The sequence below is a fragment of the Acrocarpospora catenulata genome (genome assembly GCF_018476525.1).
In the GTDB taxonomy this organism is placed as follows: domain Bacteria; phylum Actinomycetota; class Actinomycetes; order Streptosporangiales; family Streptosporangiaceae; genus Acrocarpospora; species Acrocarpospora catenulata.
In genome coordinates this window covers 45,783-57,621 of record NZ_JAHCST010000019.1, presented here as the reverse complement: position 1 = coordinate 57,621, position 11,839 = coordinate 45,783, and the positions used below count along the sequence as shown (strand labels likewise).

Sequence of the window (11,839 nt, the reverse complement as noted above, 5' to 3'; positions counted from 1 at the left end):
ATACGAGCGATAAAGGAGGCGATGACGCGGTGACCATGCTGCGGACCGGGCCGGAGACTGTCTACGACGTGCTGGGGATCGGCTTCGGGCCGTCCAATCTGGCGCTAGCCATCGCGATCGAGGAGCACAACGCGACAGGCGACCCGATCAGAGCCGGCTTCCTGGAACGGCAGCCGCGCTTCGGCTGGCACCGGGGCATGCTCCTGGAGGACGCCACCATGCAGGTCTCGTTTCCCAAGGACCTGGTGACGATGCGGAACCCGGCCAGCGAGTTCAGCTTCCTGTGTTACTTACGCGACCGCGGCCGCCTGGTGGACTTCCTCAACCAGAAGACGCTCTTCCCGCTCCGCGCCGAGTTCCACGACTACTTCGAGTGGGCCGCCGCGCGCATGGCCCACCTGGTCGAGTACGACGCCGAGGTGCTGGCCGTGGACCCGGTACGGGCCGAGGACGGCGAGATCCGGTGGTTCGACGTGACCAGCAGGGACCCGGCGCGCCCCGGCGGCACGCTGGTACGCCGGACCAGGAACATCGTGCTGGCCGTCGGTCTGGAGCCGCACCTGCCGCCCGGCACGGTGCTGTCCTCCCGCGTCTGCCACACCAGCGAGCTCATCCCCCGGGTGGCCGAACTGACCGGCGCCCCGATCCGGCGGGCGGTGGTGCTGGGCGCCGGGCAGAGCGCCGCCGAGGCCGTGGACTACCTGCACCGCGTCTTCACCGACGCCGAGGTCTGCGCGGTCTTCGCCAAGTACGGCTACACCCCCGCCGACGACAGCCCGTTCGCCAACCGCATCTTCGACCCGGAGGCGGTGGACGTCTACTTCCGCGCCCCCGCCGAGGTGAAGCAGTCCCTGTTCGACTACCACCGGAGCACCAACTACTCGGCGGTGGACGCCGACCTGATCGAGTCGCTCTACGCGACCATGTACCGGGAGCGGGTGCACGGCCGGGAGCGGCTGCGCATGCTCAACGTCTCCCGCATCCGCGACGTACGCGAGGATGGCGACCGCCTGACGGTCACCGTGGAGTACCTGCCCACCGGGGAGCACGAGGTCCTGGAGGCCGACCTCCTGGTCCACGCCACCGGCTACCGCCCGCAGGACCTGACCGCCCTGCTCGGCCCGACCGGCAAGCTCTGCCTCCGCGACGACGAGGACGCCCTCCGGGTGAGCCGCGACCACCACGTGCTCACCGTCCCCGGCGTGAGCGCCGGCATCTACTTGCAGGGCGGCACCGAACACTCGCACGGCATCACCTCAACCCTGCTCTCCACCACCGCGATCCGCGCCGGCGAGATCCGCGAGTCCCTGCTCACCCAGCGCAGCGCCGCCGCAAGATAGACAAACTATCGCGCAAGAATCTATCAGAATCTAAGCAAGCATAGCGTAGCCAACGCCCGCAAATAGCCAACATTTTCGCAAAAGTCCACTAATTGGTGCTCCAGGACAGGAAAAGGGCATCTACCCCACCTGTCCTGGAGTCTTGACATGTCCAAAGCCTGGTGGAACTCTCGCAATTGTGTTGCAGAAATATGAAAATAGATTCGAGTAACTCGAATGCGAAGCGGGCGAAAGTCGTCGAGTGTTGACAAGGCTTTCGAAATCGTTGCCGCCGTTTCCGAGGCCGGACGCTCCGGCATCGCCCTGGGCGCCCTCGCGGCCCGGGCCGGGGTCGCCGTCAGCACCGCCCACCGGTACGTGACCTCGCTGCTCGAACTCCGGGTACTCGACCGCGACCAGGCGGGCTGCTACCGGCTCGGGGTCCGGCTGATCATGCTGGCCGGGCAGTACCTGGACGAGGACGGGCTGCGCGCGGCGGCCCAGCCGTACCTGGCCGAGCTGGTGGAGTTGAGCGGCGAGACCGTGCACCTGGGCATCCCGGTCGGCCACCAGATCGTCTACATCGACAAGGTGGAGAGCGCCAAGTCGGTCCGGCTGGTCTCCAGGATCGGCAACCGGGCGCCGCTGCACTGCACCGCCATGGGGAAGGCCGTGCTCTCCCTGTTCGACGCCCCCACGGTGGCCGAGGTGCTGGCCGGGCCGCTGGAGCGCCGCACCCCGCACACCCTCACCGGGGACGCCCTGCTGGCCGAGCTGGCCCTGATCCGGCGGCAGGGCTACGCCATCGACGACGAGGAGAACGAGGAGGGCGTGCGCTGCGTCGGCCTGCCCATCCGCAACTCCGCGGGTCAGGCCGTGGGCGCCTTCAGCGTCTCGGCCCCGGCCGGGCGCTTCGGCCTCGAGGACTGCCACCGCCTGGCCCCCACCGCGCTGGCCATGGCCACCGACATCAGCCACCGCCTGGGCTACGGCCCCAACCAGAACGGCCGCCGGCCGTGACAAGGAGCGAACACATGCCGCCGATCGCCGTCACCAACCCCGGCACCGGAGAACACCTGGGCGAGGTGCCCGACCTCGACGCGAGCGCGGTGGCCGAGGCGGTGGACCGGGCCCGGCAGGGTCAGTCGGCGATGGCCGCGCTTCCCGCGCACGAGCGGGCCCGCCTGCTGCTCCGCGTCGCCGACCTGATCGAGGCCGAACTGCCCGAGCTCGCCCGCCTGCTGGCCGCCGAGAACGGCAAGCCGCTGCCGCAGACCAGGGGCGAGGTGGAGGCCGCGATCCGGATCTTCCGGGGCTACGCCGGGGAGGCCACCCGGCTGTTCGGCCGCCAGATCCCGCTGGACGCCGTACCCGGCCTGGAACGCCACCTCGCGGTGACCATGCGCGAGCCGCTCGGCGTGGTGGCCGCGCTGGTGCCGTTCAACTACCCGGTCGAACTGTACGCGCACAAGGCCGCCGCCGCGTTGGCCGCCGGGAACGCCGTGGTGGTGCAGCCGCCCGCGCGCTGCCCGCTGGCCCTGGTCAGGGTGGCCGAGCTGATCGCCACGGCCGGTCTGCCCGCGCACGCGCACCAGCTGGTCACCGGCGGGGTGGCGGTCTCCCGGGCGCTGGCCACCCTGCCCGGGATCGCCGCCGTCAGCCTCACCGGCAGCACCGCCGCCGGGCGGGCCGTCGCCGAACTGGCCGCCGCCACCCTGAAGAAGGTGTTCCTGGAACTCGGCGGCAACGACGCGCTGATCGTCTGCGACGACGCCGACGCCGAGAAGGCCGCCGAGGCCGTGGTGCTCGGGCGGCTGGCCAGGGGCAACGGCCAGATCTGCTGCGCGGTCAAGCGGGTGTACGTGCAGGACGGCATCCACGACGCGTTCGTCGGCGCGCTGCTCGACCAGGCCGCCAAGCTCGTGGTCGGCGACCAGCTCCAGGAGTCCACCGACGTCGGCCCGCTGATCGCCGAGGAGGCGGCCGAGCGGGTGATCGCGGCGGTGGACCGCCTAGTCCAGGACGGCGCCACCCTGGCCGCCGGGGGCACCCGACGCGGCGCGTTCGTGGACCCGGCCGTGCTGGTCGACGTGCCCACCGCCAGCCCCGCCTTCGCCGAGGAGATCTTCGGCCCGGTGGCCCCGGTGGCCCGGTTCACCGACCCCCTGGACGCGGTCCGGATGGCCAACGAGTCCCCGTACGGCCTGCACGCCGCCGTCTTCACCCGGGACATCTCGCGCGCTCTCACCCTGGCCAGGCAGCTGGACGTGGGCGGCGTGGTGATCAACGGCTCCACCGCGCTGCGCGCCGAGAACCTGCCCTTCGGCGGCACCAAGGACACCGGCGGCTACCGCGAGGGCCTGCACGAGACGGTCCTCGACTTCACCCGGCAGAAGAGCGTCATCGTGATGGAGGCCTTCGCATGAGCCTCGAACTCCGGGGCGTACGGCAGAGCTACGGCGACGTGGAGGTCCTGCACGGCGTGGACCTCACCGGCCGCCCCGGCGAGGTGCTGGCCGTGGTGGGCGCCAACGGAGCCGGCAAGTCCACGCTGATCCGGGTGCTGGCCGGGGCGCACCGGATGACCTCTGGCGAGCTGCGCATCGACGGCGAGCCGGTCGAGCTGCGCTCCCCGCACGACGCGCACGCGCGCGGCATCCGCACCGTCTACCAGGAGCTCTCCCTGGTGCCCGAGCTCTCGGTGACCGAGAACCTGCTGCTGGGCGCCTACCCCCGGCGGCGCGGCGGCCTGATCGACTGGCCGGAGGCGCACCGCCAGGCCCGGCGGCTGCTGGACGACGCGGGTTTCGGCGGCATCGACCCGCGCACCCCGGCCGGGCGGCTGCCGGTGGCCCGCCAGCAGATGGTGGAGATCGCCAAGGCGCTGGCCGGGGAGGTCCGGGTGCTCGTCCTGGACGAGCCGTCGGCGGTGCTGGCCGGGGCCGACCTGGACGCGCTGTTCGCGCTGATCCGGCGGCTGCGCGAGCGCGGCGTGCTGGTGATCTACGTCTCGCACCGGCTGGCCGAGGTGCTGGAGCTGGCCGACTCGATCGTGGTCATCAAGGACGGCCAGATCATCGCCACCACCGAACCGGCGAAGACCAGCGAGACCGAGCTGATCGGCCTGATGGCCGGGCGGCTGCTGGAGCAGATCTACCCAGCCCGCAGGGAAGCCCCCTCGGAGACCCGGCTTCACTTGACAGGGCTCTCCCGGGACGGCGAATTCCAGGACGTCTCTCTGGAGGTCAGATCCGGGGAGATCGTCGGCCTGTTCGGCTTGGTCGGCTCGGGCCGCAGCGAACTGGCCCGCTGCGTCTTCGGCGCCGAACCGCCGTCGAAGGGGACCGGCGGCTACCGCTCCCCCGCCGCGGCCATCGCGGCCGGGCTGGCCCTGGTCACCGAGGACCGGAAGCGCTCCGGTCTGGTGCTCGGCATGACCGTCCTGGACAACATCGCGCTGGCCACGCTCGGCGCCACCCGGCGTGGCCCGCTGCTCGACATGACCGCCCGGCGCAAGCGGGTGGGCGAGATGATCGAGCGGCTGAGCATCCAGCCGGCCCGGTGCGCCACCATACCGGTGGCCGCGCTGAGCGGCGGCAACCAGCAGAAGGCCGTACTGGCCAAGTGGCTGCTGGCCGGGCCGAGGGTGCTCATCCTCGACGAACCCACCCGGGGCGTGGACATGGCCACCCGGGTCGACATCTACCGCATGGTCGACGACCTGGCCCGCGCGGGCCTGGCGGTGCTGCTCATCTCCTCCGACCTGACCGAGGTGCTCGGCGCCACCGACCGGGTGCTGGTGATGCGCCAGGGCCGGATCGCCGGCGAGCTGCGCTCGGACTCCACCACCGAGGACGAGATCCTCGCGTACGCGATCGGACAGGCCGCATGACCGGGCAACTCCTCAGAAAGCCCGCCCTCGTCGTCCGGGGGCGGGACGTCACCGTGACGGCGGCGTTCGTCGCGCTCATCCTGGCGCTGGTGGCGGTGGCCGCGTTCACCTCCGACACCTTCCTCACCCCGGTCAACCTCACCAACCTGCTCAAGCAGATGGTCACCACCGGCCTGCTCGCCTTCGGCATGCTGGTGGTCATCCTCACCGGCGGCATCGACCTGTCGGTGGGTTCGGTGGTGGCCTTCTCCGGCATCCTCGCCGCCGGTCTGGTGGCCGGACTGCCGATCCCGGTGGCCATGCTGGTCGGCCTGCTCGCGGGGGTGGCCTTCGGCGCGGTCAACGGCGTGCTGGTGGCCCGGTTCGGGCTGGCCCCCTTCGTGGTGACGCTGGCCTCGCTGACCACCATCCGCGGCCTGGCCTTCGTCTACTCCGAGGTGCCGATCGCGCCGGACGACCCGGCCTTCTTCACGCTCGGCTCCGCGATGGCCGGGCCTGTCCCGGTCGCCACCCTCATCATGCTGGCCGTCTTCGCCGTCGGGGGCGTCTTCCTGACCCGCACCCCGGCCGGGCGCGCCATCACGGCCATCGGCGGCAACGCCGAGACCGTACGGCTGGCCGGGATCAGCGTGCCGAGACACCTCACGCTCGCGTACACGATCAGCGGCGCCTGCGCCGGGCTGGCCGGGGTGATCCTGGCCAGCAGGGTGGGCATCGCGCAGCCGAGCGTGGGGGTGGCCTTCGAGCTGGACGCCATCGCCGCCTGCGTGATCGGCGGCGCCAGCCTGGCCGGAGGGCGCGGCTCGGCCCGCGCCACCTTCGGCGGCGTGCTGGTCCTGGTTCTGATCAACAACCTGCTCAACCTGTACGGGGTCCAGAGCTTCTGGCAGCAAGTGCTCAAGGGGTTGATCATCATCGCCGTCATTCTCGTCCAGCGCACCAACCGGGTGCGCGGCTGACCCCCCGGGAGAGAAATACCATGATCACAAAGAGGCTCGCGGGCCTGTTGGTGGCCGCCGCCGTGGTACTGGCCGGCTGTTCCTCCGAACCGGAGACCGCCGCCGGCGGCGGTGGCAAGCACACCATCGGCGTGGCCAACTTCATGCTCAGCGGCCCCTACTTCAGCGGCATGGACAAGGCCATCGCCGCCCAGGCCCAGAAGAAGGGCAACATCGACATCCTCAGCACCGACGCGGGTGGTGACGCCGCCAAGCTGGCCTCCAACGTGGAGGACCTGCTGAGCAAGAACGTGGACGCGATCATCATCTCCGGCGGGCCGCTGGAGTCGGCCCCGGCGGTGCTCAACTCCATCAAGGCGGCCGGCAAGCCGGTGGTGCTGGTGGACCGCAAGTTCGCCACCGGCGAGTACACCAGCTGGATCGGCCCCGACAACGAGGCCATCGGCCGCCAGAACGGCGAGTTCCTGGCCGAGAAGCTCCCGGACGGCGGCAAGGTCGGCATCATCAAGGGCGGCCCGGCCGACAACAGCATCGGCCTGGCCCGCACCAACGGCGTCAAGTCGGTGCTGTCCACCAAGCCCGGCATCACCCTGGTGGAGGCCCCCGACTTCGGCAACTGGGGCTCCGACGGCGGCCTGACCGTGATGGAGAGCCTGCTCGCCACCAACGCCGACCTGAAGGCGGTGTTCTGCGAGAACGACGCGATGTGCCTGGGCGCGCAGCGCGCCATCGCGGACGCCGGCAAGTCCGAGCAGATCATCATCGCCGGCGTGGACGGTCAGGCCGAGGCCCTGCAGGCCATCCTGGACGGCACCAACTACCTGGTCACCGGCCTCAACGATGCCGACATCATCGGCGCCATGGGCCTGGACCGCGCGGTGGACATCCTCAGCGGCGCCCAGGTCGAGAAGGACACTGTGGTGCCCTCCCCCCGAGTCACGAAGGAGAACGCAGCGCAGTTCCAGAACCCCGACGGCAGCTTCTGATCTTCTCGTGACTGGGTGGCGGACGGCGACGCCACCCAGTCCCCCAACCCCCTCAAGAAGGAAAAATGAAAAAGAGAGTCGCACGCCGTACGACCCTGGCCACGGCCCTCGTGCTGTCCGGCCTCACCATGACCAGCTCCCCCGCGGTGGCCGACGACCCGACCCGCCCTGGCTGGACCCTCCTCTACAACGAGACCTTCACCGCGCCGCTCAACCCCGGCAATGTCGGGTGGACCCGGGACACCTACGCCACCTCGTTCGACACGATCATGGACGACCCAGGACAGTGGTACCGCAACGACTACGGCCCCGCCTGGACCACGGCGCTCAACTCCTTCTCCACCTACCGCAAGGAGTTCCCCGTCGGCCAGAACGGCTGGCTGACCGCCTCCCTGTCGGCCAGGGACTGGAACAAGGACGGGGTCATCGAGAACCCGCCCACGCTCACCACCCAGCAACTCGGCTCGGAGAGCGTGGCCGTGATGAACGTGCCCGATCACACCGGCGGCGTCATCCTCCGCCCCACCAACGCGCTGCCCGACCGGTACCGGGTCGAGTACAAACTGAAGACCCTCGACTTCGGCGGCAAGCGGAACGGCTCGATCACCTACAACAACCGGACCAACGGCTACAGCAACACCGGCTGCAAGACCCAGCACCCCTGGGGTGAGGGCTCCCGCTCACCCGGCTGGTCCGGCAACGCCTCGGTCCTGTACTGCGAGTGGCAGGACGTACGGTCCGGCGTGTACGGCTACAACGGCTTCCACTTCATGGCGGTCGTCGACTTCGCCAACCCCGCGCCCCGGAACAACCACTTCTGGCACTACCGGCGCAAGGTCCTGATGGACTCCTTCTCCCAGCACCCCGACCGCGTCGGCTCCGGCACCGGCGGCCGGGTCTGCAACGCGGCCAACAACACGTACTACAACTACCGCGACAGCAACTTCAACACGGTCAACATGTGGATCAGCGGCCTGCCCAATTGGACCCCCGGCCCCGGCGGCCTGGCCGGCAACTCCCAGTGGTTCATGACCCCGTGCTCGGGCGGCGTGGCCGAACAGCAACTCTCCTCAGCGGCCGAACTCCAGCCGGAGCTCATGCCCAACCAGTACTACACCTTCGCCATCGAACGTGACGCCACCGGCTACATCCTGGAGGTAACCGGCAACTTCGCCCGCTCCGGCCAGCGCACCATCCGCATGCACCGCCCGTTCATCGTCAACAATGCCCCCATCTGGCACTACAACGTGACCCCCGGCGAGTACGACGGCCGCTACAACGCCAGCCTGGTCCAGAACGAGCCCAACGGCAGCACCACCTGGCCCAACCAGTGGCCGGCCGGATCGGCCTACCCCGACTACTTCGTCATCGGCGACCTCTACACCAACGTCTACGAAGGCAGCGCCAGCCTCACCGACCTCCGCCTGTACGTCCCGCAGACCACCAACCCCAACCTGGCCTTGAACAAGCCCGCCACGGCCGACAGCCAGTGCGCGGCCAACGAAGGCCCGGCCAAGGCGGTCAACGGCACCTACAACGGCGGCCTCTCCGACAAGTGGTGCTCCCTCGGTACCTCCAAGTGGCTCCGCGTAGACCTCCAGAACGCCACCACGGTCGGCAAGGTGGTCCTCCGGCACTCGGGCGCGGGTGGCGAGAAGACGTCCTGGAACACCAAGGACTTCGACCTCCAGATCAGCACCAATGGCACTAACTGGACAAACGTCGCCCAGGTCCGGAACAACACCGCCAGCACCACGACGCATACCTTCACACCGACATCGGCCAGATATATCCGACTTAACGTGATCACGCCGACGAGCGACAGCGACACCGCCGCCCGAATCTTCGAACTGGAGGCGTACGCGAGCTGACACAACAATGGGGCCGGCCACAATGACCGGCCCCATGTTCTGCCTGACACATCAGCAAGGCCACGACCCCCGGTCGCCCACACCCACGACCCAGCCCGAGAAGGCATCGTCCAAGCCGGATCATCTCCGACGGTATGACATCGCCGACAACATCACAGGCACCGTCAGCGCGTCGCCGCCGGGGAGGCAGGAGAGGCGGCGTCCAGCGAGGTGTAGCGCAGGTGGGGGCGGCCATCGGGTAACATGCTCACCGTCGCGCGGACACGGTAGACGCGTTCCATCCACTGTTCGGTCAGTACCTGGGCCGGCGGACCGGAGGCGACCAGGCGCCCGGACTCCATCAAGAGCAGATGATCGCAATACTGGGCTGCGAGGTTGAGATCATGCAGCGAGGCGATGACGGTGGTCGGGGCGTCGGCCAGCATCCGCAGCAGGTCGAGCTGATGGTGGATGTCGAGGTGGTTGGTCGGCTCGTCCAGGAGCAACTCGGTGGGCCGCTGGGCCAGGGCGCGGGCGATGTTGACACGTTGACGCTCCCCGCCGGACAGCGTCGACCATCGGCGCTCTCCCCAACCGGCCAGGCCGCACCAGGTCAGGGCCTTCTCGGCCTCCAGCACGTCGTCGGGATCGTCACGGCTCACCCGGGCGAGCCCCGTCCTGTACGGGATGCGACCCAGCAGCACAACGTCGGTGACAGTCATGTCGACGTCGGTGGAGGTCTCCTGCGCGACCACGGCCAGGCGGCGGGCGACCTCGCGCCGCGGTAACGCGCTGAGCCGGCGTCCGTCCAACAGGACCGTTCCCGTGCGCGGGCGGAGCAGCCCGGCCAGCAGGCGCAGCAGGGTCGACTTCCCGCTTCCATTGGGGCCCAGCAGCCCGGTGAGACGACCTTGGGGTATCGAGAGCGTGATTCCGTCGATGATGGGCGTGCCGTTGGCGCTCCAGGTGAGGTCGTGGGCGTCCAGGCTCATCTCGCGGTGCTCCTTCGGCGCATGACGGCCGCGAAGACGGGCACGCCGATCAGCGCGGTGAGTACGCCGACGGGTATCTCCCGAGGGGCGAACAGCGCCCGCGCGGCGGTGTCGGCCCACAGCAAGAAGATCGCCCCGTACACGGCGCAGGCCGGAAGCAGGATGCGGTGGCGGGAGCCGACCACGAATCGCACGGCGTGCGGCACGATCAAACCCACAAACCCGATCGCTCCGCTCGCGGCCACCAGAGCCGATGTGCTCAGCGCGGTGGTGACCAGCAGCGTGAGCTGTGTCCTTGCCGGGGAGACACCCAGGGAGGCGGCGGCTTCGCGCCCGAAGGCGAAGGCGTCCAGGGCGGGGGCGGCGGCCCAGCAGAGGGCCAGGGCGATCCCGGCGGCCGCCGCGCACAGGGCGGCGCCGCCCCAGCTCGCCGAGGCGAGCGAGCCCAGCAGCCAGAACGTCACGCTCCGCGTGCTCTGCGCGTCGCCGGCCCAGATGACGATCAGGCTGGTCACCGCGCTGAACAGTTGCGACACCGCGACCCCGGCCAAGACGACGCGGACGGAACTCGTCATCCCCGCGCCGGCCAACGCGAGAACGCAGCAGAAGGCCACGACGCTGCCGGCGAAGGCCCCCGTGGTCAGGGGGGCGGCGGATCCGAGGCCGAGGATCAGGACCGCCACGGCCCCGGTAGAGGCGCCGGAGGAGATACCGAGCAGGTAGGGGTCGGCCAGCGGGTTGCGTGTCAACGCCTGGAGAACCGCCCCGCACACGGCAAGGCCGCCGCCGACCAGCGCTGCGAGCAACACGCGCGGCAGGCGCAACTCCCAGACGATCGCGTCCTGCAGCGGGGGGAGCGACGTCACCGGCAGGCCCAGGTGCGCCGCGACGCTCCGGAACACCTCACCGATCGACAGGCCCGCCGCGCCGACGGTCACGGCGAACGCCACCGACATGGGGAGGACCAGCAGGCCGGCGCCGCCCAGCCAGACCGCGCCCGACCGCCTGCCGCGCCCGGCGGTGCCTGGCGCCGCCGGGCCGGGTCCTGTGGTTCGCGGGGGTGCGTGAGAGATCATCGCCGGGCGAAGACGACGTAGTCATCCAGGTACTGCCATACGGTGCCCACCTCCGTGAACCCGGCGGTCCGCAGGGCCGCGAGGTGGAACTCCAGCGGTGCGAGTGGCTGTGGCGGGCGGTCGGCGAAGCGCCGCTCGCGCTCGGGTAGCAGGGGGGCGAGCTCGGGGTGGCGGGCGGCCAGTTCCCACCACTGTTCCCAGGTGGCGGCGCCGCCGGCAAACGCCTCCCGTTGGACGGCGGAGTCGTGCTCGGCCGACAGCCGCCGCAGGACCTGCCGGTCCCCACCGAAGCGCAGGTGGTCGGCGTTGAGCAGCACGGCCCCTGGCGGCAGCAGCCGCGCGAGCTCGGTGTAGAGGGCCAGCAACTGCCCGGGCGACAGCCAGTGCAGCGCCGTGGAGCTGAGCACGGCGTCGAAGGTCCACGCCGACAGGGCTGATGACCAGTCGGCGCTCACCAGGTCGGCTTCGACCACGGTGGCGCGACCGTCGTGCCGTGCGAGCACGGACCGGGCGATCTGCGCCAGGACCGGATCGTAGTCGGTGGCCACCGCTCGCGCGCCCGGGAATCGGTGCAGCACTCGGTCGGCGATCGACCCGGGCCCACAGGCCAGGTCGAGCACCGTGGGATCGGCCGGGCAGAGGAGGTCGAGCACGTCCAGCATGACCTGGAAGCGGCTCTCCCGGTGGGCCACGTAGGCGGCCTGCTGCCGCTCCCATTGGGAGAGCAGGTCCTCGAAGGTCGGTGGGGTGAGGGAAACGGTCATC

10 protein-coding genes are annotated in these 11,839 nt (G+C 70.2%); 7 read left to right on the top strand and 3 right to left on the bottom strand.

Annotation, left to right across the window (positions count from 1 at the left end; translation table 11 throughout):
- Positions 1–35 precede the first annotated feature (35 nt).
- The 7 genes from KIP79_RS21185 to KIP79_RS21155 all read left to right on the top strand — a co-directional run bounded on the left by KIP79_RS21185 (position 36) and on the right by KIP79_RS21155 (position 9,027).
- A complete protein-coding gene (locus KIP79_RS21185) occupies positions 36–1,340 on the top strand; it encodes a lysine N(6)-hydroxylase/L-ornithine N(5)-oxygenase family protein (protein WP_214106684.1) in 1,305 nt (434 codons plus the stop codon).
- 216 nt (positions 1,341–1,556) lie between these two features.
- The gene (locus tag KIP79_RS21180) at positions 1,557–2,339 is read left to right on the top strand and encodes an IclR family transcriptional regulator (protein WP_214106620.1); all 783 of its coding nucleotides are present in this window, start codon (positions 1,557–1,559) and stop codon (positions 2,337–2,339) included.
- A 14-nt stretch (positions 2,340–2,353) separates the two neighbouring features.
- Positions 2,354–3,745: an aldehyde dehydrogenase family protein gene (locus tag KIP79_RS21175; protein WP_214106619.1), complete on the top strand. Its 1,392-nt coding sequence runs from the start codon at positions 2,354–2,356 to the stop codon at positions 3,743–3,745.
- Complete coding sequence (locus KIP79_RS21170; RefSeq protein ID WP_214106618.1) at positions 3,742–5,211, top strand: sugar ABC transporter ATP-binding protein; 1,470 nt, start codon at positions 3,742–3,744, stop codon at positions 5,209–5,211. Before KIP79_RS21175 ends, KIP79_RS21170 begins: the two co-directional genes overlap by 4 nt.
- A complete protein-coding gene (locus KIP79_RS21165; RefSeq protein ID WP_214106617.1) occupies positions 5,208–6,170 on the top strand; it encodes an ABC transporter permease in 963 nt (320 codons plus the stop codon). Before KIP79_RS21170 ends, KIP79_RS21165 begins: the two co-directional genes overlap by 4 nt.
- Positions 6,171–6,190: 20 nt before the next feature.
- Positions 6,191–7,156 carry a substrate-binding domain-containing protein gene (locus KIP79_RS21160; protein WP_214106616.1) on the top strand — a complete coding sequence of 322 codons (966 nt, stop codon included), beginning with the start codon at positions 6,191–6,193 and terminating at the stop codon, positions 7,154–7,156.
- A gap of 65 nt (positions 7,157–7,221) precedes the next feature.
- Positions 7,222–9,027: a discoidin domain-containing protein gene (locus KIP79_RS21155; RefSeq protein WP_214106615.1), complete on the top strand. Its 1,806-nt coding sequence runs from the start codon at positions 7,222–7,224 to the stop codon at positions 9,025–9,027.
- 164 nt (positions 9,028–9,191) lie between these two features.
- On the opposite strand, the gene KIP79_RS21150 is transcribed toward KIP79_RS21155, so the two are convergent.
- The 3 genes from KIP79_RS21150 to KIP79_RS21140 are packed head-to-tail and all read right to left on the bottom strand — an operon-like array spanning position 9,192 to position 11,838.
- On the bottom strand, positions 9,192–9,998 hold the full coding sequence (locus KIP79_RS21150) for an ABC transporter ATP-binding protein (RefSeq protein WP_214106614.1): 807 nt from the start codon (positions 9,996–9,998) through the stop codon (positions 9,192–9,194).
- Positions 9,995–11,074 (bottom strand): FecCD family ABC transporter permease, encoded by a 1,080-nt coding sequence (locus KIP79_RS21145; RefSeq protein WP_214106613.1) that lies wholly within the window; start codon positions 11,072–11,074, stop codon positions 9,995–9,997. The genes KIP79_RS21150 and KIP79_RS21145 overlap by 4 nt, the downstream gene beginning before the upstream one ends.
- Positions 11,071–11,838: a class I SAM-dependent methyltransferase gene (locus tag KIP79_RS21140; protein WP_214106612.1), complete on the bottom strand. Its 768-nt coding sequence runs from the start codon at positions 11,836–11,838 to the stop codon at positions 11,071–11,073. The genes KIP79_RS21145 and KIP79_RS21140 overlap by 4 nt, the downstream gene beginning before the upstream one ends.
- Position 11,839 lies beyond the last annotated feature (1 nt).

Excerpts from the sequence above, each read along its gene's own strand:
- KIP79_RS21185 (WP_214106684.1), top strand. The coding sequence starts at position 36 with ATGCTGCGGACCGGGCCGGAGACTGTCTACGACGTGCTGGGGATCGGC.
- KIP79_RS21180 (WP_214106620.1), top strand. The coding sequence starts at position 1,557 with ATGCGAAGCGGGCGAAAGTCGTCGAGTGTTGACAAGGCTTTCGAAATC.
- KIP79_RS21175 (WP_214106619.1), top strand. The coding sequence starts at position 2,354 with ATGCCGCCGATCGCCGTCACCAACCCCGGCACCGGAGAACACCTGGGC.
- KIP79_RS21170 (WP_214106618.1), top strand. The coding sequence starts at position 3,742 with ATGAGCCTCGAACTCCGGGGCGTACGGCAGAGCTACGGCGACGTGGAG.
- KIP79_RS21165 (WP_214106617.1), top strand. The coding sequence starts at position 5,208 with ATGACCGGGCAACTCCTCAGAAAGCCCGCCCTCGTCGTCCGGGGGCGG.
- KIP79_RS21160 (WP_214106616.1), top strand. The coding sequence starts at position 6,191 with ATGATCACAAAGAGGCTCGCGGGCCTGTTGGTGGCCGCCGCCGTGGTA.
- KIP79_RS21155 (WP_214106615.1), top strand. The coding sequence starts at position 7,222 with ATGAAAAAGAGAGTCGCACGCCGTACGACCCTGGCCACGGCCCTCGTG.
- KIP79_RS21150 (WP_214106614.1), bottom strand. The coding sequence starts at position 9,998 with ATGAGCCTGGACGCCCACGACCTCACCTGGAGCGCCAACGGCACGCCC.
- KIP79_RS21145 (WP_214106613.1), bottom strand. The coding sequence starts at position 11,074 with ATGATCTCTCACGCACCCCCGCGAACCACAGGACCCGGCCCGGCGGCG.
- KIP79_RS21140 (WP_214106612.1), bottom strand. The coding sequence starts at position 11,838 with ATGACCGTTTCCCTCACCCCACCGACCTTCGAGGACCTGCTCTCCCAA.